The organism is Neisseria sp. HMSC03D10, assembly GCF_001807625.1.
GTDB classification, from domain to species: Bacteria; Pseudomonadota; Gammaproteobacteria; order Burkholderiales; family Neisseriaceae; genus Neisseria; species Neisseria mucosa.
Genome location: NZ_KV789611.1, coordinates 5621 through 27568 on the forward strand (window position 1 = coordinate 5621; position 21948 = coordinate 27568).

General features: G+C 50.8%; 13 protein-coding genes, 2 tRNA genes, 1 other RNA gene and 4 pseudogenes. 7 read left to right on the forward strand and 13 right to left on the reverse strand.

Annotation, left to right across the window (positions count from 1 at the left end; translation table 11 throughout):
- Window positions 1-252: 252 nt before the first annotated feature.
- The 4 genes from HMPREF3066_RS11290 (at window position 253) to HMPREF3066_RS11305 (ending at window position 3546) form a co-directional block, all read left to right on the forward strand.
- On the forward strand, window positions 253-2265 hold the full coding sequence (locus tag HMPREF3066_RS11290) for an LTA synthase family protein (RefSeq protein ID WP_070443039.1): 2013 nt from the start codon (window positions 253-255) through the stop codon (window positions 2263-2265).
- 159 nt (window positions 2266-2424) lie between these two features.
- On the forward strand, window positions 2425-3204 hold the full coding sequence (gene yaaA, locus HMPREF3066_RS11295; protein ID WP_070443040.1) for a peroxide stress protein YaaA: 780 nt from the start codon (window positions 2425-2427) through the stop codon (window positions 3202-3204).
- A gap of 80 nt (window positions 3205-3284) precedes the next feature.
- A tRNA-Ser gene (locus HMPREF3066_RS11300) sits at window positions 3285-3375 on the forward strand.
- A gap of 81 nt (window positions 3376-3456) precedes the next feature.
- Window positions 3457-3546 (forward strand) — tRNA-Ser (locus tag HMPREF3066_RS11305).
- A 228-nt stretch (window positions 3547-3774) separates the two neighbouring features.
- Here the strand turns inward: HMPREF3066_RS11305 and HMPREF3066_RS11310 are convergent.
- The 4 genes from HMPREF3066_RS11310 to dld all read right to left on the reverse strand — a co-directional run bounded on the left by HMPREF3066_RS11310 (window position 3775) and on the right by dld (window position 7779).
- Window positions 3775-3945: a rubredoxin gene (locus HMPREF3066_RS11310; protein WP_003757556.1), complete on the reverse strand. Its 171-nt coding sequence runs from the start codon at window positions 3943-3945 to the stop codon at window positions 3775-3777.
- An 85-nt stretch (window positions 3946-4030) separates the two neighbouring features.
- Window positions 4031-5119, reverse strand: a complete 1089-nt coding sequence (locus HMPREF3066_RS11315; protein ID WP_060975609.1) for an acyl-CoA dehydrogenase family protein — start codon at window positions 5117-5119, stop codon at window positions 4031-4033.
- 154 nt (window positions 5120-5273) lie between these two features.
- Window positions 5274-5822 (reverse strand): carboxymuconolactone decarboxylase family protein, encoded by a 549-nt coding sequence (locus HMPREF3066_RS11320; RefSeq protein WP_039408538.1) that lies wholly within the window; start codon window positions 5820-5822, stop codon window positions 5274-5276.
- 265 nt (window positions 5823-6087) lie between these two features.
- Window positions 6088-7779: a D-lactate dehydrogenase gene (gene dld, locus HMPREF3066_RS11325; RefSeq protein ID WP_060975610.1), complete on the reverse strand. Its 1692-nt coding sequence runs from the start codon at window positions 7777-7779 to the stop codon at window positions 6088-6090.
- A gap of 545 nt (window positions 7780-8324) precedes the next feature.
- Here dld and HMPREF3066_RS11330 point away from each other — a divergent pair.
- A complete protein-coding gene (locus tag HMPREF3066_RS11330; protein ID WP_070443041.1) occupies window positions 8325-9650 on the forward strand; it encodes a sugar porter family MFS transporter in 1326 nt (441 codons plus the stop codon).
- Between the two features lie 112 nt (window positions 9651-9762).
- On the opposite strand, the gene ffs is transcribed toward HMPREF3066_RS11330, so the two are convergent.
- An RNA gene (gene ffs / locus HMPREF3066_RS11335) (signal recognition particle sRNA small type) lies at window positions 9763-9859 on the reverse strand.
- A gap of 439 nt (window positions 9860-10298) precedes the next feature.
- Between ffs and HMPREF3066_RS11340 the strand changes: the two genes are divergently transcribed.
- Window positions 10299-14132 carry a DUF3683 domain-containing protein gene (locus HMPREF3066_RS11340; RefSeq protein WP_060975460.1) on the forward strand — a complete coding sequence of 1278 codons (3834 nt, stop codon included), beginning with the start codon at window positions 10299-10301 and terminating at the stop codon, window positions 14130-14132.
- A 379-nt stretch (window positions 14133-14511) separates the two neighbouring features.
- Here HMPREF3066_RS11340 and HMPREF3066_RS11345 read toward each other — a convergent pair whose 3' ends face one another.
- The 8 genes and pseudogenes from HMPREF3066_RS11345 to HMPREF3066_RS11385 form a co-directional block, all read right to left on the reverse strand.
- Window positions 14512-16173 carry an electron transfer flavoprotein-ubiquinone oxidoreductase gene (locus HMPREF3066_RS11345; RefSeq protein WP_070443042.1) on the reverse strand — a complete coding sequence of 554 codons (1662 nt, stop codon included), beginning with the start codon at window positions 16171-16173 and terminating at the stop codon, window positions 14512-14514.
- A gap of 129 nt (window positions 16174-16302) precedes the next feature.
- Window positions 16303-16845, reverse strand: a pseudogene (locus HMPREF3066_RS11350) (C39 family peptidase).
- A gap of 166 nt (window positions 16846-17011) precedes the next feature.
- Window positions 17012-17332: a hypothetical protein gene (locus HMPREF3066_RS13685; RefSeq protein WP_241033541.1), complete on the reverse strand. Its 321-nt coding sequence runs from the start codon at window positions 17330-17332 to the stop codon at window positions 17012-17014.
- A 44-nt stretch (window positions 17333-17376) separates the two neighbouring features.
- The gene (locus HMPREF3066_RS11360) at window positions 17377-17664 is read right to left on the reverse strand and encodes a hypothetical protein (RefSeq protein WP_321178947.1); all 288 of its coding nucleotides are present in this window, start codon (window positions 17662-17664) and stop codon (window positions 17377-17379) included.
- A 148-nt stretch (window positions 17665-17812) separates the two neighbouring features.
- A pseudogene (locus tag HMPREF3066_RS11365) lies at window positions 17813-18178 on the reverse strand (hypothetical protein).
- Between the two features lie 693 nt (window positions 18179-18871).
- Window positions 18872-19324 (reverse strand): annotated as a pseudogene (locus HMPREF3066_RS11375) (hypothetical protein).
- A gap of 40 nt (window positions 19325-19364) precedes the next feature.
- Window positions 19365-20330, reverse strand: a pseudogene (locus HMPREF3066_RS11380) (meta-pathway of phenol degradation family protein).
- Between the two features lie 232 nt (window positions 20331-20562).
- Window positions 20563-21462, reverse strand: coding sequence for a metal ABC transporter solute-binding protein, Zn/Mn family (locus HMPREF3066_RS11385; protein WP_060974655.1), 900 nt, complete (start codon window positions 21460-21462; stop codon window positions 20563-20565).
- Window positions 21463-21737: 275 nt separating this feature from the next.
- Here HMPREF3066_RS11385 and HMPREF3066_RS13420 point away from each other — a divergent pair.
- Window positions 21738-21948 (forward strand): hypothetical protein (locus HMPREF3066_RS13420; protein WP_210385721.1); only part of this gene is annotated, 211 nt, incomplete at its 3' end.

The window sequence follows — 21948 nt, forward strand, 5'->3', positions numbered from 1 at the left end:
TGTCCTGATTTAAATTTAATCCACTATAAAACCGCCCAAACCGGTTTAACAAAAATCCAAATACCCATACAGTGGCGCGACCCTTCCTACGCCAACGAAGTTGCATAGAAACGCCTAATAAAGCGTCGTCTGAAGCCCCTCCTATTCCCGATAATCCTTTGCCATATCTTGAAAGCCATACCGCTAAACCGTAAAATCACACCTTACCCAATTTGATATAAATTTACATCCAACCCATCTTACCCGCCAATTATGATGACCCGCCTTGCCGCCTATCGGAAAACCCTCCTCATCTGCCTGATTTTATGGGCATCCATCGTCGCCGTTTTCTCTGCCGAACGTTTCTTCATGCTGCACCATTTCGTTTCAGACGACATCCGCAGCCGTTACGCGGGCGATTTGGCGGCTTTGTTTGTCAAAGGGCTGTTGTTCGACATCAAAATCGCCTCCGTTGCCGCCGCCTTCCCCTTCCTGATCGGGCTGTTCGGACTGGCTACGCAGAAAACCGCCGCCTTTACCCTACGCCTCCTTCCTACCGTCGCAACCGTCCTTTTCCTGACCGTCTTTGCCGCCGCGCTGGGCAACTGGTTCTATTACAGCGTTTACGACCGTCAATTTGACGTCTTCATCTTCGGGCTGGCGGACGAAGACACCCGCGCTGTCCTGAAAACCGTCTGGTCGGACTATCCCGTCATCCCCTGTCTGGCCGCCTTGATTGCCGCAGCTTTCGTTTTCGGCAAAATCTTCAGCCTCATCCGCCGCCGCACCCGCTTTCAGACGACCTCATGGGGAAAAACCGCTTGGATTGCCGCCATCCTCTTACCCGTCCTCGCGCTTGCCGCAGGCATACGCGGCTCGTTCGGCAAATTCCCCCTGCGTCAGACCGCCATGCAGATTTCTGCCGCACCGCAAATCAACAAACTCGTCCCCAACGCCCTGACCTCCCTAAGCTGGGCAGTCAACGAATACCGCAACAGCAACGACTTCCATCCCGTCTCCGATGAAGACGGCAGCCGGCTCATCAGTACCCTGCTCGATAAAAAAACCGACGCCGACTTGACGCAGCTCTTTGCCCAAACCGCCGCAAACGCCGCCGTCGAAAAACACCGTCCCAACGTCGTTCTCACCGTCATGGAAAGCATGAGCGCGCATCTCTTGAACATGGACAATCCCGAACGGGACCTCTTGGGCGAACTGGGCAAACACTGGCAGCAAGACTGGGTGTACCGCAAATTCGTTTCCGAAGGAGACGGCACCAGCGACACCCTGCACCGCTTCTTCGTCCGCAGCCCGCGCCTCAACCTCAGCCAATCCCTTGCTAAAAACAAAACCTTCCCAGGCAACATGTTCAAACCCTATCTCGATGCCGGCTACCGCGTCGTCTATATTACGGCGGGCAACGGTGGCTGGCGTGATTTCGACACCTTCTTGCGGCACTTGGGCGTCAACGAAATCATCGATGAAAACACCCTCAAAACCCACTATCCCGAAGCAAAATCCGACACATGGGGTGTACCCGACGAATTCATGTTCCGTTATGCCGAAGAAGAACTCGCGCGCGCCGAAAAAAGCGGCACGCCCGTATTCATCATGATGATGTCCGTGACCAACCACCCGCCCTACCGCCTGCCCGCGCCGCATCAGGCGAAAAACTTCCGTTTGGACGAACAAGAGCAGAAACGCCTTGCCAACCTCGCCTCAGGCAAAGAGCTGAATGAAATTTTCAACACCTTCCGATACAGCAACGACCAACTTGGCCGCTTTATCGGCAAAGTGAAAACCATCGCGCCCGACACCATTATCGCCGCTACCGGCGACCACAATATGCGCGCCATCGGCTATCCCGAATCCGCCGATGCCGCACTCGGCCACAGCGTCCCCTTCTACCTTTACGTTCCGCAAGCCTACCGCGGCAGCGCCGAATACCATCCCGAACGCGCAGGTTCGCACAAAGACATCCTGCCGACCCTCTACAACTTAAGCCTGTCCAAATCGCGCTACTACCAAACCGGCTGCAACCTCACCGCCCCGCAACCCGATTCCGCATGGTGCGGCTACGGCTACAACCCCGAAGTCATCATCACCGAACGCGGTTTCTATCATCAACACAGCAAAGCATTCCACAAATGGGACAACAAAAATATCCAAACCGCCGAAAGCCGCCCAAGCACGCCGGATAACGAAGACCAAGCCATTATCCGCCGCGCCTCGGCATATACGCCGTTTCTTGAATGGCAGATCAACCGGATTATCAGCACCCAATAAATCCGTTTATCGCCAAAGGTCGTCTGAAAAGTTTCAGACGACCTTTTTATATCCATATAAACCGCCTTTGCTATAACGGTATTTACTTCACTTATCAAACTTGCCCACAAAACATTTTAAACCTACAATGCCGCTGTTTATCACATCTCCGAGTCCATCATGTTCTTCGTCCTTTCCCCCGCCAAAAACCTCAATGAAAAAGACCCTGCGCCCGTCAAAGAATTCACCCAACCCGACCTCTTGGCGGAAGCCGAAATCCTGATGCGCCAACTGCGTGAACTTGCCCCGCAGCAAATCGTCGAGCTGATGCATGTCTCTGACAAAATCGCCCTCTTAAACGCCGAGCGCAACACCGAATGGCATACACCGTTTACCCCCGACAACGCAAAACAGGCAGTCTTTATGTTCAACGGCGACGTTTACGAAGGCATCGCCGCAGACACCCTCGAACCCGAACAAATCCAATATCTGCAACAACACGTCCGCCTGCTTTCCGGCCTCTACGGCGTCCTGCGTCCGCTGGATTTGATGCAGCCCTACCGCTTGGAAATGGGAACGGCGTTTGCCAACACACGCGGTAAGAACCTGTATGAATTTTGGGGCGACATCATCACCGACCTGCTGAATGACACCCTTGCCCAAGCAGGCAGCGACATATTAATCAACCTCGCTTCGCAAGAATATTTCAAATCCGTCAACACTAAAAAACTCAAAGCCCGCCTGATTACCCCCGTTTTCAAGGATGAAAAAAACGGCAAATACAAAATCATCAGCTTCTACGCCAAACGCGCGCGCGGACTGATGGTACGCTACGCGGCGGAACATAATATTACCGACCCGGAAATGCTGAAAAATTTCGATTACGAAGGCTACTCATTTAACGCAGCCGCGTCTAACGAGTCCGAATGGGTGTTCATGCGCAAAGAACAAACCAAGTAAAAACAAAAAACTAAATATTCCCCTAAAAATTTCGCTTGGCAAACCCGACAAATTTCATTACTATTTCGGCTTCAAGAAACGGAAGCGTGGCAGAGCGGTTTAATGCAACGGTCTTGAAAACCGTCGAGGGTTGATAGCCCTCCGTGAGTTCGAATCTCACCGCTTCCGCCATTTCTTGAAAATAGAAAAACCAAATAAAAATGAAGTGAAGCCCAGCCAACAGCATTTTTATTTGGTTTTACTTTATTCTACGGAAACGTGGCAGAGAGGCTGAATGCAGCGGACTCGAAATCCGCTGAGGGTGCAAATCCTCCGTGGGTTCGAATCCCACCGTTTCCGCCAAACCGGACAAGAAGCCGCTGCAAAAACAGCGGCTTTTTGTTTTTCTCCTGAAGTCTCCCTCAATAAAACCCCTCCTCGGATTGTTAAAACAAACTCAAACAAGAAGTAGCCAAGCCTTATCGTTTACTTCTGTTTATCCATCCGAAAAATGAAAAAGCTTCATTGAAAAAGGTCGTCTGAAACCGTTTGACCCAACGTTTTCAGACGACCTTTTCAGTTTGTCCAAAGCTATATCACGAAGTCCAGCAGATAAAAGTCTTCTTTGCCCACGCCGCATTCGGGGCATTTCCAATCGTCGGGGATGTCATCGAATTTGGTGCCGGGGGCGATGCCGTGTTCGGGGTCGCCGAGGTCTTCGTCGTAAATCCAGCCGCAGGGGCCGCACATGTATTGTGCCATGGTGTGTTCCTTCTAATGGTTGAGGTCGTCTGAAAACGGTCGGCAAAAGGTTTTCAGACGACCCCTTGTTGGTCTGTTTCAGCCCTTATGCCGCTTCCAGCGCCGCGATTTCTTTGCGCAAGTGTTTCAACGCGGGGGTAACGATGGCGACAAACATGGCTTCGCGGACGCGGCGTTGGGCGGGGCTGCGCATGAGGTAGCCTTTGGCGCCGGCGTGTAAGGCGGCAGATTGGGCGGCGGCAAGCGTCAGCTCGGCGGCGGCGGCGCGCAGTTTCAGCGTGGCGAGGTTGTCGGGCGTGTTGTTCCAAGCCAAGTCTGCCAGCCGTTCGGTGGTTTGCCATGCCTCGTCCAAGGCGGCTTTGAGGCTGTCGTAGCTGTCGTCGAGATAGCTGTTGACCTCGGCGTTGACGACGTTGGCGATGCGGATGATGCCGAGGCTGCCGTCGATCACGCCTGCGCCGATGCCGATTTGCAGCAGGATGAAGCCGGACTTGATGGAGGCGATGTAGTCGGAGAACTGTTCGGGCGCGGCGATCACGTCTTCGTCAGGGATGAATACGTCTTTGAAGTTCAGGCTGAACGTGCGCGTGCCTTCGAGGGCGCAGAATTCGGGGCAGGCTTGCAGGGTCACGCCTTCCCATTGTCCGCCGGTGATGAACATGACGTAGCCGTCGCCGATTTGGGCGGTATTCGCCCAGATGTGGTCTTCGCCGATGTTGGATACCCACGGCAGCGCGCCGTTAACTTTGTAGCCGCCGTCCACGCGCTCGGCTTGAAGGTTGTGTTTTTCAATGCCGGCGAGGTGTTTGACGGTATTGGACATGCCCGTACCCGCCAATACTTTGCCTTGCAGGATGTCGGCGAGGTATTTGTCTTTGACGGCTTGGTTGGGCGTCTGGTGCAGATACCAAGCGCAAGCCGCCTGACACCATGCGCTGAACGAAGTCGCGCCGCATTCTTTGCCGACTTCGCGCAAGACGGCGATTTGCGTCGCCAAACCCAAGCCGTTGCCGCCTTCCGCTTCCGTACCGACTGCGCCGAATCCGCCGATGGCGCCGAGTTCGCGCATAAAATCTTCGGGATACAAGCCATTGCGGTCGATTTCGTCCACTAAGGGTTTGAGTTTGGTTTTGACGAGTTCGGCAACTTGAGACAATAAGGTTTCACGGTTCATGGTCTTATCCTTGAAAATGTGTGCGGACGGCGTGGGGAGGGCGTTCCGTTGGAAAGGGGAAGCGGTCCGTTACAGGGACGGCATTTTTGAAAAAGGTCGTCTGAAAACGGGCAAATGGTTTTGCCGCCACTTTTCAGACGACCTTGGATCAGAATCAGGCGAACGCCTGCAATTCAGGGTTGATTTCTGTTTGCGCGACGTTGTTGACGTAGTTGCACAAAGTCGCCAAGGCAACGCCCATCACGACTTCGACAGCCTGCTGCTGGTTGTAGCCGGCGTCGAAGAAGGCTTTGAGTTCGGCATCGGATACCGCGCCTTTTTTCGCCATCACGGCTTGGGTAAACGCAGCGAGCGCGCCCAGTTTGGCATCGTCAAATTCGCCCGCCGCCAACGCGCGCGCGGCTTTGATGGATTGCTCGGACAGGAGTTTTTTCAGGGTTGCCAGTTTGGTGTGGCCTGCCACGCAGAAACCGCATTCGTTGGTTCGGGCGGCGATGATTTGGATGACTTCGACTTCACCGGGAGTCAGACTGTTGGCGGCGTTCAATTTGCCGACTTCTTGATAGAACGCCAACGCTTCGGGCGCGTTTGCCAATACGCCGATGAGGTTGGGGATGAAGCCGTTGTTTTTCAGCGCGGCTTCGATGCGGGGTTTTGCTGCTTCGGGAGCGGTTTCGACGGTGTGTACGGTTAAGCGTGCCATATTGGTTTCCTTTTTATTTGCGATTTGTCAAAAGATGGAGGGCATAGTAGGGAAACAAATCCCAAAGTTGAAAGACCTGATAATTATTTTGATAAAACCAATAGTTATAAACAGCCAAGAAATTGATTAGATTTATATAATTATTTAATTACATCGATAGTTTTAAAAAATAGGTATAAATGGAAAAAAAAATCAAAAAAGGTCGTCTGAAAACCGAATACAGTTTTCAGACGACCTTTCATTCACTTATCCAATCCTAACCTTATCACTCAGCCCAGTTTTTCTTCTTACTGGTTTTACCTATACCCGGATTGAAACTGTTGGTCGGGTCGAGTTTACGGTAGAACTGTTTGAGCGCGGGTTTTGCTTCGTATAAATGACCGACGTTGTGTTCGGCTGGATATTGCGCGCCTCGTTGGTCTAAGAGATGAAGCATTTCATGCTCTAATGCCATGCAGTCGTTGCCTTTTTTGATGATGTAATCCTGATGGAAAACGTGGCACATGAAATGTCCGTAGTAGAGTTTGTGGATGATTTTATTGTCGATTTCCGACGGTAGTTTTTCAAACCAATCGCGGTCGTCGCGGCGCAGGGCGATGTCCAGCGCGACCAAGTCTTCCACTTCGTCGTCATGCACGGCGCGGTAGCGGATGGCGGCGGAAGCGACGGCAAAGCGGTGCAGCATGGCGGCTTGGGTTTCTTCGGCGTTGCATTCGAAAAACGCGCCGCCGTGGTGTGAAAAATACTCTTTCAGGAACGCGCGCGCTTCATCGACGCCTTTTCCGCCCATTTTCAGAATCAGGTGGTGTTCGTATTTGTCGCGATAATCGCGCATGGATTTGGGCAGGTGGTCGGGCAGGTATTTGCTGACGAACTGCATGACTTTGTCGGAAAAATGTTTGGGCAGAAAGCTGACTTTTTTGCCGAATCGGTCAACTTTGGCTTTGAAATCAAATAATTTCGGCAGTTGGTGCGTACCGAATTTTTTGATGACGTAGAACGTGTCTTTGCCGTACACGTCAGCAATATCGAAAGCATCGCGATGGATATACTCACCGGAAACGGGCAGGCTTTCAAATTCACCCAAGGCGGCGCGGCGGATGTCGGTCAATTCATTAATATCGTTGGTGCCGATGTAGAACACGGCGGTTTGCTTCTCTTGCGGGAAGGTGTCCAAACGGACGGCAAAAACCATCAGTTTGCCCGCACAACCGGACGCTTCGTAATGGCGCGCGGGGTCGGCGTTGAAACGCGCGGCGGTCGGTTCGTCCACTTGGCGTACATGGTCGCAATAGGCGTGGTCGTGTCCTTTGCCCGCGTCTTGCGTGATATCTTTTCTCTGATAGTGATGACCTTGCAGGTTGGTCAAAATTTCTTCGGGCGTGTCGCCCAAATCTATGCCCAAATGGTTGACCAGCTCCAGTTTGCCCTCTTCGTTGATTTGGGCAAACAGCGCCATTTCTGTGTAAGCCGGGCCGCGCTGCACCAATGCGCCGCCGGAGTTGTTGCACACGCCGCCCAAGACGGACGCGCCGATGCAGGATGAACCGATGACCGAATGCGGTTCGCGCCCCAAAGGTTTCAGCAGCAATTCGAGCTGGTTCAGGGTTGAACCGGGCAGGCAGACGACTTGTTCGTTGTTGTTGATGGTTTGGATGATGTTCATCCGCATGGTGTTCACAATCACGATGTCGCGGTCGTAATCGTTGCCGTCGGGGGTCGAGCCGCCTGTCAAACCGGTATTTGCCGCCTGCGTAATCACAATCACGTCCGCTTCGACGCAGGCCTGCAAAATTTTCCACATTTCCAGAATGGTTCCGGGGCGCACCACTGCCAACGCCCTACCCTCGCCGAAACGGTAGCCTTGGCGGTATTGTTCGGTTTTCGCGGGGTCGGTGATGATGTATTTTTCGCCGACGGTTTGAGTCAGGCTGCTGATTAATTGCGAGGCGTTCATGATGCGCTCCTGATGGGTTTGTTTATGGTTCTCCCGGGGAGATATATATCTGCGGGAAACGCAGGCAATCGACCCGATATATCGAAATGAAAATATTGTAGTAACGCAACAAAGTAAAGTAAAGGTCGTCTGAAGGCAAATTTTTCGAATCGCCCCGATATTTTGACCGAATGCTGTACCATCATCTGAAACACCCCTCAACAAAAAACCTTATTCAATCCAAGCTTTGGTTTTCAGACGATCCTATCCCTTTCCGGTGCAAACTTTGTGAATAATCAATTTTGACACTGATAGCGTCTTGCCAGCCTATGAGTTTTAAAACACAATGACCCGGTCTTTTATCAATAAAAAATGCTTCTCAACAATAACATCATTCTTCAGAAAGTCGCGCCTTTCTATTCTTCCAACTAAAATCTCCCGCGCGTCTTGCCTGATGGCACGTTACTAAAACCGGCTGAAAACAGAAGTTTTACCGCTCCGCTTTCCGTTTGTACGGAGCGCGGCGGGTAGGGTTTTCTTAACTGTCAATCAAGTGAGGACGCTTCATGAATCAGTCAAAACTTCTCAGATGGTCCATTACGGTCGCGCTGGCGGGTTTCCTGTTCGGTTTCGATACCGTCGTGATTTCCGGTGCGGATCAGACATTGCAGGAATTGTGGAAAAGCCCGGATTGGTTTCACGGTTTGGTCGTTATGTCATCCGCGCTTTGGGGGACGGTCATCGGTGCGCTCTTTGGCAGCATACCGACCGATAAATTCGGGCGTAAAAAAACGCTGGTTGTCATCGGCGCGTTGTATGTGGTCGGTGCGCTCGGTTCTGCCTTGGTCAACGACCCTTATTCCTTCGCCTTCTTCCGCTTCATCGGCGGCTTGGGCATCGGCGCATCGACCATTGCCGCGCCTGCCTACGTTACCGAAATCGCGCCTGCCGAAAAACGCGGACGCTTGGTGGCGATGTATCAATTCAACATCGTCTTCGGTATCCTGATTGCCTATCTTTCCAACTATATTTTCTCCGGTCTGAATTTGGGCGAGAACACTTGGCGTTGGATGCTGGGGGTACAAGTCGTCCCTGCCTTGATTTATACGGTCATGGTGTTGAGCATTCCGCTTTCGCCGCGCTGGTTGGTGATAAAAGGGCGTATCGACGAAGCGCGCAAAGTGCTTGCCTTGGTCAATCCTGATGCGGACATTGAAGAATTGGTCGCCTCCACCCGCGAAGACAGCGGTAAAAAAGAAAGCCTGTGGCTGAAAAAATACCGCCTGCCTGTTTTACTGGCATTCCTGATTGCGTTTTTCAACCAAATGTCGGGCATCAACGCCTTCCTCTACTACGCACCGCGTATTTTTGAAATCGCAGGTTTGGAAAAAAGCGCGGCCTTGGGCGGCAGCGTGGGCGTGGGTTTGGTCAACCTGATTTTCACTTTCGTCGGCTTGGCATTAATCGATAAATTCGGCCGCCGCCAACTGATGTATATCGGCTCGTTCGGCTACATCATTTCGCTCGGTTTGGTGTCGCTTGCCTTCTTCCTCGGCTGGAAGGGCATGGCGGTTCCGCTCTTTTTCTTCCTCTTTATCGCCGCACACGCCATCGGTCAGGGTACGGTGATTTGGGTGTTTATCTCCGAAATTTTCCCCAGCCACCTGCGTGCACAAGGTCAGGCGTTGGGCAGCTCGACCCACTGGGTGCTTGCCGCCGCCATTCCCGCCGCCATTCCGTTCCTGTTCGGCAGTATCGGAGCGGGCTGGGTATTCGTCTGCTTTACGGCGATGATGGTGTTGCAGCTCGTCTTTGTGATGACGATGATGCCGGAAACCAAAGGCGTGCCTTTGGAGGAATTGTCCAAATCGCTGATTAAAGAAGATGTTTAAATCGACATGAACGAAAAGGTCGTCTGAAAATGTTCAGGCGACCTTTTCCCATCCCGGATTCTGCAAAAGCAAAAACACCGAAGACCAATCAATCTTCGGTGTTTTTTAATAGGGTGGCGAGCCAGACCCCCGGCACTGACGCATCGGAGTGGGCTGCTGGCTTCCGCCCCTGACCCGGTGTTCCGAATTACCATGCGGGGAGACCCGCCGTAAGAGAGTGGCATTATAACTGTTTTACGGGAAAACTCAAGCGCGGCGGTGTCGAAGGTCGTCTGAAAAGTCTTTTTACCTTTAAATTGTCAACAATATTTGCTTTTTGAAAATTATTCCTATTGAAACATTTTTCGCCTTTTCCGTTGAAAAACATCGGAATTTAAACTACATTATCGCTTTTCCAACGAGTTGTTCTGATTGTTTTGAAAATCATTTTATAGTGGATTAACTTTAAACCAGTACGGCGTTGCCTCGCCTTGGCCGTACTATTTGTAATGTCTGCGGCTTCGTTGCCTTGTCCTGATTTAAATTTAATCCACTATAACTTCGTTGAAGCTGCACTTTCAGACGACCTTTTCATAAAAATACGGCGAAATCATGCCGCAGCTTTCCGCAGTTTCGCCGTACCAATAATCATACGGACACACCGCCACCATGACCACGACTACCGCCCCGCAGCGTATTCGGGAAATTCCCTACAACTATACTTCCTACACCGACCGCGAAATCGTCATCCGCCTGTTGGGCGACGAGGCGTGGCAGATTCTGCAAGACTTGCGCGGACAGCGCAGGACGGGGCGTTCGGCGCGGATGCTGTTTGAAGTGTTGGGTGATATTTGGGTGGTCGTGCGCAATCCGTATCTGGTTGATGATTTGCTGGAGCACCCGAAACGCCGTGCCGCGCTGGTGCGGGAAATGCGCCACCGGTTGAACGAAATCCGCAAACGCCGCGACGACAATCCGCAAGTCGATGTATTGGTGGTGGCGGCGGAAAAGGCGGTTGAGCGTTTTGACGGCAGCTTTGACGAAACGCGCCAAAAGCGGCGGCAGATTTTGGAGCGTTTGAGCAAAATCACCAAGCCGCACAATATTATGTTTGACGGGCTGGCGCGGGTAACGCACGTTACCGATGCGACCGACTGGCGCGTGGAGTATCCGTTTGTCGTCGTCAATCCCGACACGGAGGCGGAAGTCGCGCCTTTGGTGCGCGCCTTAATCGAGCTGGATTTGGTCATTATCCCGCGCGGCGGCGGCACGGGTTATACCGGCGGCGCCGTGCCTTTGGATGCGATGAGCGCGGTTATCAATACGGAAAAGTTGGACAAGCATCGCGGCGTGGAATTTGTCGAACTGGCGGGTTTAAACGGCAAACATCCGATTATCCATTGCGGCGCGGGCGTGGTAACGCGGCGGGTGGAAGAAACCGCACATCAGGCGGGTTTGGTGTTCGCCGTCGATCCGACTTCCGCCGACGCGTCCTGCGTGGGCGGCAATGTGGCGATGAACGCAGGCGGTAAAAAAGCCGTGCTGTGGGGGACGGCGTTGGACAACCTCGCCTACTGGCAGATGGTCAACCCGCAGGGCGAATGGCTGCGCATCGAGCGCGTGCGCCACAATTTCGGCAAAATCCACGATGAAGAAACCGCCGTGTTCGACGTTCACACGCTGGATTCAGACGGCATCAATGTCGTTAAAACCGAACGCTTGGAAATCCCCGGCCACAAATTCCGCAAAGTCGGTTTGGGCAAAGACGTTACCGACAAATTCTTGAGCGGCCTGCCCGGCGTGCAAAAAGAAGGTACGGACGGCATCATCACCAGCGTCGCCTTCGTGTTACACAAAATGCCGAAATACACGCGCACCGTGTGTATGGAGTTTTTCGGCACGGTCGCCACCGCCACGCCTTCTATCGTCGAAATCCGCGATTTCCTGCTCGCCCACGACAGCGTGCGGCTGGCGGGTTTGGAGCATTTGGACTGGCGTTATGTCCGCGCCGTCGGTTACGCCACCAAAGCGGCAGGCAAGGGACGACCGAAAATGGTCTTGCTGGCGGACGTGGTTTCAGACGACGAAGCCGCCGTAGAGGCAGCCGCCGAACACATCTGCGAACTTGCCCGCGCCCGCGACGGCGAAGGCTTTATCGCCGTGTCGCCCGAAGCGCGCAAAACCTTCTGGCTCGACCGCAGCCGCACCGCCGCCATCGCCAAGCACACCAACGCCTTTAAAATCAACGAAGACGTGGTGATTCCGCTGGAGCGGCTGGGCGAGTATTCGGACGGTATCGAACGCATCAACATCGAGCTTTCCATCCAAAACAAACTCACCCTCTGCGCCGCATTGGAGCAATATCTTTCCGGCAAACTCCCCATCGACAAAATGGGCACGGACCTGCCGACCGCCGAACTTTTGGGCGAACGCGGCAAACACGCCCTTGCCCACGTTTCCGCTGTCAAAGAACGTTGGGACTGGTTGCTCGCCCATCTGGACACGCCGCTTGCCGACTACAAAGCCCGCTACGGCGCAGCCGTCCATGCCGCGCCCGAAGCCAAAGACGACGAGAGCTGTTTCACCGCATTCCGCGATTTCCGCCTGCGCGTGTCCGTCAAAGACGATGTAATGAAACCGCTCGCCGAAATCTTCAGCGGCAAAACCGACACCAAAATCATCGAAGGCTTGGGCAAAATCCACGCTAAAACCGTGCGCGGCAGAGTCTTCGTTGCCCTGCATATGCACGCCGGTGACGGCAACGTCCATACCAACATCCCTGTCAATTCAGACGACGCCCAAATGCTTCAGACCGCCTACCGTTCGGTCGAACGCATCATGAAGCTCGCCCGCTCGCTCGGCGGCGTGATTTCGGGCGAACACGGCATCGGCATCACCAAGCTCGAATTTCTGACCGATGAAGACTTGCAGCCGTTTTGGGACTACAAAAACCAAGTCGACCCCAAACACACCTTCAACCGTCACAAACTGATGAAAGGCTCGGACCTACGCAACGCCTACACGCCGTCTTTCGAGCTGTTGGGCGCGGAATCGCTGATTATGGAAAAATCAGACCTCGGCACCATCGCCGATTCCGTCAAAGACTGCCTGCGCTGCGGCAAATGCAAACCCGTCTGCTCCACCCACGTTCCGCGCGCCAACCTGCTGTACAGCCCGCGCAACAAAATCCTCGGCGTGGGGCTCTTGACCGAAGCCTTCTTATACGAAGAGCAAACCCGCCGCGGCGTTTCCATCAAACACTTTGAAGAACTCATGGACATCGGCGACCACTGCACCGTGTGCCACCGCTGCGTCAAACCCTGCCCCGTCAACATCGACTTCGGCGATGTAACCGTAGCCATCCGCAACTACCTTGCCGATTCCGGCCACAAACGCTTCGCACCCGCCGCATCAATGGGCATGGCGTTCCTGAACGCCACCGGCCCTAAAACCATCAAAGCCCTGCGCGCCGCCATGATACAGACCGGCTTCCCCGCGCAGAACTTCGCCTACAAAATCGGCAAACTCCTACCCGTCGGTACCAAAAAACAAAAAGCCGAACCCAAAGCCACCGTCGGCACCGCTCCGGTCAAAGAACAAATCATCCACTTCATCAACCGTCCTCTGCCCAAAAGCGTACCCGCCAAAACACCGCGCTCCATGCTCGGCATCGAAGACGACAAAAGCATCCCCATCATCCGCAACCCCGCCACGCCCGAAGATGCAGAAGCCGTGTTCTACTTCCCCGGCTGCGGTTCCGAGCGTTTGTTCAGTCAAATCGGACTCGCTGTTCAAGCCATGCTCTGGCACGTCGGCGTACAAACCGTCCTACCGCCCGGCTATATGTGTTGCGGCTATCCGCAGGACGCGGGCGGCAACAAGGCAAAAGCTGAACAAATGAGCACCAACAACCGCGTCGCCTTCCACCGCATGGCGAACACCCTCAACTACCTCGACATCAAAACCGTCGTCGTCAGTTGCGGCACCTGCTACGACCAGCTCGAAAAATACCGCTTTGAAGAAATCTTCCCCGGCTGCCGCATCATCGACATCCACGAATACCTGCTCGAAAAAGGCGTGCAACTGAACGGCGTGAAAGGTCAGCAATACCTCTACCACGACCCCTGCCACACGCCCATCAAAACCATGAACGCCACCCAAATGGCAAGCAGCCTCATGGGGCAGAAAGTCGTCTTAAGCGACCGCTGTTGCGGCGAATCCGGCATGTTCGCCGTCAAACGCCCCGACATCGCCACCCAAGTCAAATTCCGCAAACAGGAAGAAATCGAGAAAAACCTCAAAGAGCTGCCGCAGGGCGAACCCGTCAAAATGCTCACCACCTGCCCCGCCTGCCTGCAAGGCCTGAGCCGCTACGCCGACGACAACGACATGCCTGCCGACTATATCGTCATCGAAATGGCGAAACACATCCTCGGCGAAAACTGGCTGGACGAGTTTGTGAAAAAAGCCAACAACGGCGGCGTGGAAAAAGTGTTGCTGTAAGGCTTGTATGGTTTTCAGACGACCTCAAAGGTCGTCTGAAAACCGTCATTCATTAAATCGGTGGAGAGACTTTGGAAGGTTGGAGTAAAGACTGTTTTGATGAAACAAGTCGCCGAAAGCAGTTTGACAAATTTCCTTTATCTTCCAAAGTTGAAAAGGGGACGGTTCAGGATTTGGGTTTTGCCTGTGAACTCTGTATTCCCATCTCCTTTCTTTCAGACGACCTTTACGTTTTAAGCAGATAAAATCCTATCCCTTCTTCAACACTTTCCGACTATGAAAAAAGGTCGTCTGAAAACCTTAAACCAAGATTTTCAGACGACCTTTTTTATCCGGCGCGGCAAATGTTTACCAACCTAGCTCAAGCTACCGCCGAAACCTACATCCCGCCGTAATTCGGCCCGCTTGCGCCTTCGGGGCAAATCCAAGTAATGTTTTGCGTCGGGTCTTTGATGTCGCACGTTTTGCAGTGGACGCAGTTGGCGGCGTTGATTTGCAGGCGCGGGCTGCCGTTTTCTTCGACGATTTCATACACACCAGCCGGACAATAGCGGGTTTCGGGCGAGGCGTATTCTTTGTAGTTCACGTCTATCATTGTTTGCGGATTTTTCAGCACCAAATGGTCGGGCTGGTTTTCTTCGTGCGCGAGGTTGGCGAGGAAGACGCTGCTTAAACGGTCGAAGGTCAACACGCCGTCGGGTTTCGGATAATCAATCGGCTTGCACGCGGCGGCTTTTTTGAGCTGCTCGTTGTCTTTGCCGTGATGTTTCAAGGTCCACGGGGCCTTGCCTCTGAAAATCATCTGGTCGATGCCGGTATAAAGCGAACCGAGGTAAACGCCCCATTTGAATGACGGACGGACATTACGCGCGGCGTAAAGCTCTTGGTACAGCCAGCTTTGTTTAAAACGTTGCAGATAATCCGCCGCCTCTTTGCCGCTGTCGAAACCCTCCACTTCTTCAAGATTTTCCAACAACGGAAACACAGCCTCTGCAGCGAGCATGGCAGATTTCATCGCGGTATGAATGCCTTTGATGCGCGGCATATTGAGGAAACCCGCCGCATCGCCGATTAAAACGCCGCCTTTGAACGAGAGCTTCGGCAGGCTTTGCAGACCGCCTTCAATCAGAGAACGCGCGCCGTAAGCAATGCGGCGGCCGCCTTCGAAAGTTTTGCGGATCTCGGGATGGGTTTTGAAACGTTGGAACTCTTCAAACGGCGACAGATAAGGGTTTTGATAGTCCAAACCGACCACGAAGCCGACGGCGACTTTGTTGTCGTCGAAATGGTAAACAAACGCACCGCCGTAGGTTTGACTGTCCAGCGGCCAGCCCGCGCTGTGTACCACCAAACCGGGCTGATGTTTTTCAGACGACACTTCCCAAATCTCTTTGATGCCCAAGCCGTAAGTTTGCGGCTGGCTGTTTTGGTCGAGTTTGAAGCGTTCGATGACTTGTTTGGAAAGCGAACCGCGGCAACCTTCGGCAAACAGGGTTTGTTGCGCCCAAAGCTCCATGCCGGGCTGGAAACTGTCGGTCGGCTCGCCGTCTTTGCCGATGCCCATATTGCCGGTTGCAATGCCTTTGACCGAACCGTCTTCGTGATACAGCACTTCGGCAGCGGCGAAGCCCGGATAGATTTCCACGCCCATATTTTCCGCCTGCTCCGCCAACCAGCGCACGACTTCGCCCAAGCTGACGATGTAGTTGCCATGATTGTCAAAATTAGGAGTAACAGGCAGATTGAACGCTTTTTTCTCGGTCAGGAACAACACTTTGTCCTGCGTTACCGCGCGCGTCAGCGGCGCGCCTTTTTCTTTCCAATCGGGAATCAGCTCATTCAGCGCAATCGGATCAATGACCGCACCCGCCAGCGAATGCGCACCCGCCTCAGAACCCTTCTCCACCACGCAAACGCTGATTTCGCGCCCGTTTTTTTCGGCAAGCTGCTTGAGTTTGATGGCGGCGGACAAACCCGACGGGCCTGCGCCGACAATCACGACATCGTATTGCATACTGTCGCGGGTGATGGATTCTGTCATGGTGGTTCCTGTATGTTTATTATTGAATTGAAAACCCGCGATTATACAACGGGAACATATAGTTACCAAATACAACAAAGGTCGTCTGAAAACCATATTTTCGGTTTTCAGACGACCTTTGCCGGAATTTCAATCAGCACGCCGCCATTTTACCTGCCCGACCACAAACTCCGTCTGACGTTTCGGACTGCATGTGAAAAACGCCTTATCCCCGCCGGTATCCGCCCCTTTCGGCACAACCGCCAAAATTTTACCGGCCAAATTTCCCTCGCGGGTTTTCCAAGCATCCAAAAACTGCGCCCTGCTCATGGAAACATGACCCAGCGACGGGTCGGCAAGCAAAACCGTATTGCCGTCTATCCCGCGCAATACCGAGAAATGATCGTCCTTACGGTATTTCAGATACACGATGACAGGAATTTTCAACTACGCAAGCTGCTCGAAAGACAAGGCATAGCCTTTCGCCTCAAAACCCAAATCAGGCATGATGCGCTGCGTATCCTCAAACGACGCGCGCATCTGCTCCTTATCCAGCTTTTTCAACACTTCTTCCTCCGTCAGCTTTTGCCCGTAAAAATTGTTCAAAAGCGTCGCCACCGAAGCCGCACCGCAGGAAAAATCCAAATCCTGCTTCACAATATTGAAATCGCGCCTCTCTTTCCAACTTTGCACTTTGATTTTTCCGTAAACAACAGGATTATCGTTAAACATCGGTGCAGCATTCAGAGGACCGGATAAAGAAACGGCAATAGGCACTGACAGACAAATACGTTTAAACATCATCATATGTAAGAGGTCGTCTGAAAAGGCTTTCAGGCGACCTCTTGCAAAATTATTCTTACATGCCGGCTTTCTTAGCAAACCAGACAATCCTATTTCCGGCATGATATTTTCCGTTTATCGAAATACGGCAAGCCATACCGTAAAAATGCCACGCGCTGCCGATTTCAACGGTAATTTTCGTACCGCTTTCTTCAAATTCCAGGTATTCCCCCATCAGCGAATGCAAAGGAGCATACGCCATCTCGGCTTCGTTATGATAAACCCGCCTTCCGTTGATATAGACTTCCGCCCCTGTCCGCTCCAAATTCCAAAAATTGTGTACCACAATCTCTATATCCCGATATTGGGCAGACCATGTTTTTTCGAAGGTTTTCATAAAATTTCCTATACCTGTCCAATCGGCACATATCAATTGCATTATTACATCTCAATACGATAAATATTTCTTAAGTCAAAATGCAAGTCTGACCGTACCTTAACTGTCAAAATTTTATTATTTTTTATTGATTTTAAAACAATTTCTGCAAAATTCTCTTCGCTTTCTCTCTTTTTTAGAAGCACATCAGAAAAAATAAAACTTCCCCGATTAAATTCATAAATATGTTTCAACCATTCACCTCCTCTTTCTGTAAGACAAGATTCAGTTTCATTCTTCCTTATTGTATAAATATTTCCCTCACAAAATCTGAAATAAATCCATAAATCCATCTTCTTCATAATTAAAGAAAAAGTTTCACCCCAAGATTTTGTCAGCAATTCGCAGGGTTGCGATGTGGCAATCAAACAGCCGAAAGAAATTTTTTTATCTCATACATGGTCGAAACCAGATTCTGTTATTTCAAAATCCATTTTTTCGTCAACAACTGAATCCGCATTTTTGAATTAACGTTTTCATCAGCTGCCGTTTATCTAAACCGGTAGGTTCAGTTTCAAAATAAGCCTGATATGAAGACTATAAGCATTTCAGAAAAAGATCATCGGAAGACATATCCGCCGAATCAAATACAACTGTTTTGATTTTGGTACTTACCCAAAACCCTTTTTGCTCTTTTTCTACTATACGGAAATTCAGAATATTTCCAACCGAATCAAAAGCACGGTAAACATCATCCATCAAATCCTGCGGCTCTATTTTCTTTTCCAATTCCGACAATCCTTGAAATATATCCAAAGACACATCTTCAAATAGAAAAAAAGGAGGGGTTAGAAGCGGTTTTTCCATGATCTGTCCGTAGATTTTGATTCCCAAGGGCGAAGAAATTCTCTTGTTGTTTACAGGTTAAAAAATCAAAGCCCGCTTAAAAGTATAACTGTACGCCCAATTTCAGCAAGCGCAGGTCGAGTTGCCAAGCCCAACAAAACCGTTGAATCACATGAATGTTTGGTTATAACTCAACCTTATATCTATACTTACCGAAAACCTCAAATCACTTAATAAAAATAAAACCTAACTACTTACTAATACGGTAAACAACATCTTCTCTTAACAAGGTTTTATCTGTTATCTCATTTAAAGACAATAAACTTTTTGGAAGCATCTCTAATTTATTCATATCACTCATATCCCCTACATACAGGAAAAAATCTTGGGGAATCCCCCTTAATCTTTTTAATAATTCTTCACAAAGCCTAAAATGATTTAAATTTAGGTTCTTTTTATTTTTTTTTAATAAATTCGAGATAACCACGCTTATTAGAAAAAATTTCAGGATATATTCCTTCTCCCTCTGAAGAAGTATATATCCATTCATATAGGGAAAAATTCTTATACCCAATATGAAACAAAGTGTGTTCATTATATTTCGAAAAACCTAGAAGCTCTGTATCTGTTGGTTTATCGAAATTAACAATTATTGCAGAAGACATAACAACTATTCCAAATCTAGCTTAATAAAAATTAAGCCAGACTATTTAACTATTTACGATAAGAGGTATGACCTGTAACTTTCGAACTTTTGTGTTGATAATGTGGCATATAACTTTTATGAGTACCATGAGCATCATGACGAATCACATTATTTTTACCCCATGCATTTTGCGCCAGTTTTGCTGAATATCTCTGATTATTAGTAATTACATTACCACCATTACGTAACACATTAACTGCCTGCCCCTGAGATAATTTACTTCCTTTAATTATATGAGTAAAACCACGCGACATTACAGTAACTCCCCGCCATGCAAGAGCAACCCAAGCCCCCTCAGTCTCCTTCATTTCCTTCTGAGAAAGCTCAGCCAACTGCATAGGCGTATCTGCCTGCGTGTGGAACACTTAGTTTTCAAATGCCTGATTATCCATGCTGTTTGCCATTGCGGGAGCGGCAATCATCGTCAGAATCATCATGGCTGCGGTAATTTGTTTTTTCATAAAAGTCCTTTTTTTACAAGGTTGGAAAATCAAAGCCTGCTTAAAACGTATGCTGTACGCCCAATTTCAGTTCGGAGCTGCTCTGCCCTGAAATATTGAAGCGTGCGGATGCGTTTAAAGACGTGGCTTTGGAGAAGCCGAGGCCTGCGCCGAGATGGGCGTAGGTAGATGTATTCCTTGCGGATTCTTTTTTGCCGTCCAGTCGGTCGGGCTGCTTGCCCAGCCATTGGATGCCGCCCGTGAGGCTGATTCTGTCGTTGGCGGCGAAGGATATATTGGGATTCAGCATCCAGTAGTTGCCTGCTTTGTATAGTGGATTAACTTTAAATCAGGACAAGGCTAGACAGTACAGATAGTACGACAAGGCGAGGCAACGCCGTACTGGTTTAAAGGTTAATCCACTATAATTGACGTCGTCTGAAAGGGTTTTGCTGCCGTTGATGCGGTAGGCGGCAGTCAGGGCGAGGACGACGGGGTCGATGGCTTTGTAGGTGGTCGCGCCAATCAGCCATGATTTGCCTGACGAGGCTTTGCCGCGTGATTTTTCGTAAACCGTACCTTCGAGAAAACCTATCAAGGCAGGGTTTTTATCATCTTTGAGGAAAGTGTGGCTGATGCCAAGGGATACGTCGGAGAGGTGCTTGTCGTGGGTTTTACTGCTTTCGCCGTCGAATTGTCGGTCTTCGCGCCCCAAGTAGCTGCTGCTGCCGTAAATTTCGGTGTTTCCGGTCAAGCCGTAGCGCAGGCCGAGCGTACCGACGAGCATATCGCTGTTGCTGCCGTTTTCCTGAATTTCGGTCGGGACGGGGATAAAGGAAGCAGAGCTGGTCTGAATGTAAATTGGCGCAGCAAGTTCGGAACGGCTGCTTTCGCTGTTGATATAGGTAACGGAAGCGTCGAGTTTCAATTTGCCCTTGTCCGTCATGATTTCTTCAATATTCAAAGGCAGGTCGGCACGGACAACCAACGGAGCAAAGATAACGAATGAAATAAGAATATTTTTCATATTGTTGTTTTATTGTTTTAAATTAAATTTTGCGGATATTAATGAAATTTAGTGTAGTTTGTCTAAATGATATTTTTGATGACGCCTTAAAATCTGATTTTTTTTCTATGAAGGTTTTATTTTTGCGTAAAATGCCGTTTGAAGCGGCTTATAAACAAAAGGTCGTCTGAAAACCATATTTTCGTTTTCAGACGACCTTTTGACTTTTTCAATTCAAACCAATCAAGCGGTTTTATTTCTTCATCGCATCAGTCAAGGCTTTGACGTTGTAGCGGTACATGCCGATGTAAGTATTGGCAGGTGCGCCGCCGAGTGCGTCGGAGTAGAGTTTGCCGCTGACGTTGACGCCGGTTTCTTTGGCGATGCGGTCAACCATGCGCGTGTCTTTGATGTTTTCAGTGAACACGGCTTTGATGCCTTCGCGTTTGATTTGGCGGATGATGGAAGCCACTTGTTTGGCGGACGGCTCGGCTTCGCTGCTCACGCCTTGCGGGGCGATGAACTCGATATTGTAGCGTTTGCCCATGTATGAGAAAGCATCGTGTCCGGTCAGGACTTTGCGCTTGGCGGCGGGAACGGCGTTAAAGGCGGTTTGAGCGTCGCTGTGCAGTTTTTTCAGTTGCACTTGGTAGTTGCCCAAGCGTTGTTGGTAATAGGTTTTGCCTTCGGGGTCTGCCTGAATCAGGGCGTTGGCAACGTTTTGGGCGTAGGTTGTCATCAAAACGGGGTCGTTCCAGACGTGCGGGTCAAATTCGCCGTGGTCGTGGTGATGGCCTTCGTGGTCGTGATGATGTTCGCCTTCTTCGGCTTTAAGCGCCTGTATGCCTTTGGCTGCTTCGGCGAAGGGGACTTTGCTTTGTTTGACGGCGCGCTGAACATCAGCCGCTTCCAAGCCCAAGCCGTTGAGCAGGACTAATTTTGCACCGCGGATTTTTTTGATATCGCCGCTGGTCATGTGGTAGGCGTGGGTGTCTTGGTTGGAACCGACCAAATTTTGTACGGCAACACGGTCGCCGCCGATTTGTTTGGCAACATCGCCCAAAATGCTGAAGCTGGTAACGACGTTCATCGGGGCTGCATAAACTGCGCCGGACATTAATGCAGCGATGACGCCGAGTTTCCAATGTTTCATGTTTTCTCCCTCCAATTGATATAACGTAACAATCCGTCATTTTAAAACAGCAAGACAGAATCTTCAAGCAACCTCCGCTTATAGAGGGTTCCCTAGCCTAAAAGTTTTTAGGTACTGCAATTTTTAGTTTTCAGACGACCTTTGTGCCTATTTGTTTTCGTGGGCGAAATCCACGCTACGGCGCTCGTTGCCAAAAACTTTGTAGCGTGCACTTAAGATTCCAGACGACCTGTCCGCTAGTCAGCTTCGTGGGTAGAACCCACACTACGGATACCGTGCCAACCAAAACCGATACGCAGTCCAAACACAAAGGTCGTCTGAAAACCTGCATTGGGTTTTCAGACGACCTTTATGTGTTAACCATTTTCGTGGACAGAGCCCACGCTACGGAGCTTGCGTTGCCAAAAAACTTTGTAGCCCGCGAGCCATTGAAGATTCCAACAAACAACCCGATACCTTTGCAAAATTCCTTTTCCCCCGACAACC

Excerpts from the sequence above, each read along its gene's own strand:
- HMPREF3066_RS11290 (WP_070443039.1), top strand. The coding sequence starts at position 253 with ATGATGACCCGCCTTGCCGCCTATCGGAAAACCCTCCTCATCTGCCTG.
- yaaA (WP_070443040.1), top strand. The coding sequence starts at position 2,425 with ATGTTCTTCGTCCTTTCCCCCGCCAAAAACCTCAATGAAAAAGACCCT.
- HMPREF3066_RS11310 (WP_003757556.1), bottom strand. The coding sequence starts at position 3,945 with ATGGCACAATACATGTGCGGCCCCTGCGGCTGGATTTACGACGAAGAC.
- HMPREF3066_RS11315 (WP_060975609.1), bottom strand. The coding sequence starts at position 5,119 with ATGAACCGTGAAACCTTATTGTCTCAAGTTGCCGAACTCGTCAAAACC.
- HMPREF3066_RS11320 (WP_039408538.1), bottom strand. The coding sequence starts at position 5,822 with ATGGCACGCTTAACCGTACACACCGTCGAAACCGCTCCCGAAGCAGCA.
- dld (WP_060975610.1), bottom strand. The coding sequence starts at position 7,779 with ATGAACGCCTCGCAATTAATCAGCAGCCTGACTCAAACCGTCGGCGAA.
- HMPREF3066_RS11330 (WP_070443041.1), top strand. The coding sequence starts at position 8,325 with ATGAATCAGTCAAAACTTCTCAGATGGTCCATTACGGTCGCGCTGGCG.
- HMPREF3066_RS11340 (WP_060975460.1), top strand. The coding sequence starts at position 10,299 with ATGACCACGACTACCGCCCCGCAGCGTATTCGGGAAATTCCCTACAAC.
- HMPREF3066_RS11345 (WP_070443042.1), bottom strand. The coding sequence starts at position 16,173 with ATGACAGAATCCATCACCCGCGACAGTATGCAATACGATGTCGTGATT.
- HMPREF3066_RS13685 (WP_241033541.1), bottom strand. The coding sequence starts at position 17,332 with ATGAAAACCTTCGAAAAAACATGGTCTGCCCAATATCGGGATATAGAG.
- HMPREF3066_RS11360 (WP_321178947.1), bottom strand. The coding sequence starts at position 17,664 with ATGGATTTATGGATTTATTTCAGATTTTGTGAGGGAAATATTTATACA.
- HMPREF3066_RS11385 (WP_060974655.1), bottom strand. The coding sequence starts at position 21,462 with ATGAAACATTGGAAACTCGGCGTCATCGCTGCATTAATGTCCGGCGCA.